This is a genomic window from Roseicyclus sp., assembly GCF_965662675.1.
In the GTDB taxonomy this organism is placed as follows: Bacteria; Pseudomonadota; Alphaproteobacteria; order Rhodobacterales; family Rhodobacteraceae; genus Roseicyclus.
The window spans coordinates 1-2706 of record NZ_CBFIIK010000171.1; the positions used below are offsets into that span (position 1 = coordinate 1).

At 66.4% G+C, this 2706-nt stretch carries 2 protein-coding genes; both read left to right on the forward strand.

Translation table 11 applies throughout. From position 1 onward, the window contains the following. Positions 1–1297: glycosyltransferase family 2 protein (locus ACTG4J_RS15145; RefSeq protein ID WP_439140567.1), on the forward strand; the 1297-nt coding region annotated here is incomplete at its 5' end. Between the two features lie 27 nt (positions 1298–1324). Beyond that, positions 1325–2706: hypothetical protein (locus ACTG4J_RS15150; protein WP_439140568.1), on the forward strand; the 1382-nt coding region annotated here is incomplete at its 3' end.

A 2706-nucleotide genomic window follows, 5' to 3' on the forward strand; every position in this document is an offset into this window, starting at 1 on the left:
GTTCAAATTCGACCCCGAATACTGGAAACTCGGCATCCACCGCCCGTCGATCAAATCCAAACATCTCGAAGGCGGCTTTCCCGACACCGTCAAATGGCTCAACGGCTCGGGCCTTCCGATGGAGGATTACTTCCGCTTTCGCGGCTGGCGCTCGATCCGGCGCACCATCGGCTATGACTGGGCGCAGATGAACCATTACGCGGTGAAATCGGTGGATGCTTACGCCGTGCGAAAGTTCCGCGGCAATGTGAACAACAAGAAAGACAAGTATAACGCCGACTACTGGTCGCTTCAGGACCGCAACGAGGTGGAAGATCGCGCCATCTTGCGCCACGCGCCTGACCGCGCGCGGATCATGGCCGAACTGCTCACCGACCCGGTCCTGAACCGCCTGCACCATGCCGCCCTTGACCGCGTCGAGGCGCGCCTTGCCGAATACCGCCAGACCGAAGCCTACGAACAGCTCCGTGCCAGCCTGATCGAAGCCTCCAAGGTGCCCATCACCGATGTCGAGGCCAAGCCCCCCCAAGCCCGCGACCCCGCCAAGATCGCGGCCCTGATGAGCGCGGTCGAGAAGAAATCCAGCGCCCGCCCGAAAGAGGAACGCCGCACCGAAACCATCCCCGGCTGGGCTGTCGAGGATGGCGACCCCTATCTGCCCGGGCCGCTGGACCTCGCGGGCGATGTGCCCGTCGATTGGGTGGCAAACCACGATATCCCGCTGCCTGCCGATGCCCGCATCTTCCGCCCCGAGGCGCTCAGCGCCATCGTCGCGGGCCGGTTCGAGCGCCGCCACGCCCGTAACATCACCGCCTATCTGGAGGGCCATGAAAGGGTCTTGGATATCGGGGTCGGTATCGGCTTCCTCCCGATCCGGGCGATCAAGATGACCGAAAAGCTGATCATTTTGGCCCATGACCACCGCGCCGATCTGATCGCGCAGGCCACCGAGATCGCCCGCCGCGCAGGCGCCGAGAATTCCGCGCGGCTGAAATGGGCTGACGGCCCGCTGCGCCTGCCCGGCGATGCGGGGACGGATGCGGGGGGGCTTGCCGCCTATCTGCATGATTTCCGCCCAACCGCCCTCAGGATCAGCCGCGCCGCCGATGTCCCCGCTGCGCTCTTGGCCGCGCAGAATTTGAAAACCCTCCACCGCGTTTTGGTGCCCTCCGCCTCGGACGAACAGGCCGCCGAACTGCGCGCGGGCTATGGCCCCGTGCTGGCCAAGATGGGCTTTGCCGAGGTGCCAGATCGCGCGGCGGCGGGCAGCCTGCAATTCGATCGAAGCAAGACATGACCCGATCCCCGATGAAAGAGGCCGCAGATGCAAGACCCCACCGATGATGAACCGCTGATCGCGGGCCACGGCGTGGTGGTGCGCGCGCAAAACGGCGATGTGATCCGCTATGATCCCACCGGCCTTGTGATGCGGCTGTCGGACCGCGTGATCGCCGATATCGCGCTCAGGCTGGGGCAAAGGGTGACAGATGCGGGGCCAGAGGTGCGCCAGACGGCGCACCCCACCGCACCACCCTCGGACGACCTGCTTGACGGGATCGACGCTTGGGGCGTTTCGCAAGATGGCGATTGGCTGCGCTTCACCGCGCGGATGCCGGGCGCACAAGGTGTGCGGGGCTTTCGCCGCCATATCGAGGGCGGCGCGATCTTGGGCGACGGGCCGGGGGCGGTTCTGGGCATCTTGGGCCTTGGCGGGCCGCGCGCGGCGCTGGCCAGCCCCGGCGCACCGGATTTCCCCCATCATATCGTCAGCGCCGCCGATGATATCGGCGCGGTCGGCATGGCGGGGATCGAGGCCGCGCCCGAGACCGACCGCCTTGACCCCTTACGCGAGGCCACGCATGAGGCGCTGGTGGCCGAGACCATCCTGCAATGGCAGGTCGAGAAATTCGCCCCCCTGCCACTCATCTTTGCCCGCGCCGAAACCGACCCCTCGGCCAGCGCCGCGGGTCTCGCACGCGGCCGCGCGGTGGCCAACCTGTTGATCGCGGCGGGCAACCTGAAAGCCGCCGCCGCTTTGATGGGCAAGCGGGCGAAAATTCTGGCCATTTGCCTTGATTACGCGCTGGAACATCTGGGCGATGATCCGACAGCCTATCGCGACGGGATGCTGTCGGTGATGGCGCGCCTCTCCGATGGGCTGGGGGCGCTGGGCTTTGACCAACCGCTGTTCGTGGCCCGGTTCGAGGCGGGTCTTGACCAAGATAGCGCCGCCGCCGTGATCAAAGGTCAGTGGGAGGTGTCGTGGAACCACGGCGATCACCGCCTGATCCACTCCGCCCCCAGCTACAGTTTCGCGCGCGACGCCTATGACCGCCCGACCGAGGACGCCCGCCGCCAGATGGCCGAGATGACCGCGCATGCCATCGCGATGGGCGAGGATTGGCGCTGCCCCACGCTCTATCTTGCCGAATGGGAACCGGGCGAGGCACCCGTGATCCGTGTGACCGCACAATCCGATGGCCCCTTGGTGCTGGCGGAAGGGCTGGCACATGGATTTTCACTGATCGGCGCCGAGGTGCCGCAGATCGACAGGGTCAGCGTCGCCCCCGATGACCCGCAGGCCGTCTTGCTGCATTTGACCGCACGCGCCGAGGGGCTGCAACTGGCCTATGGCGCGGGGAGCTTTGGGGCCTTGCGCGATGATTGGGCCATGCCAAGCCGCACGGGCGCCATGCTGCATCGCTG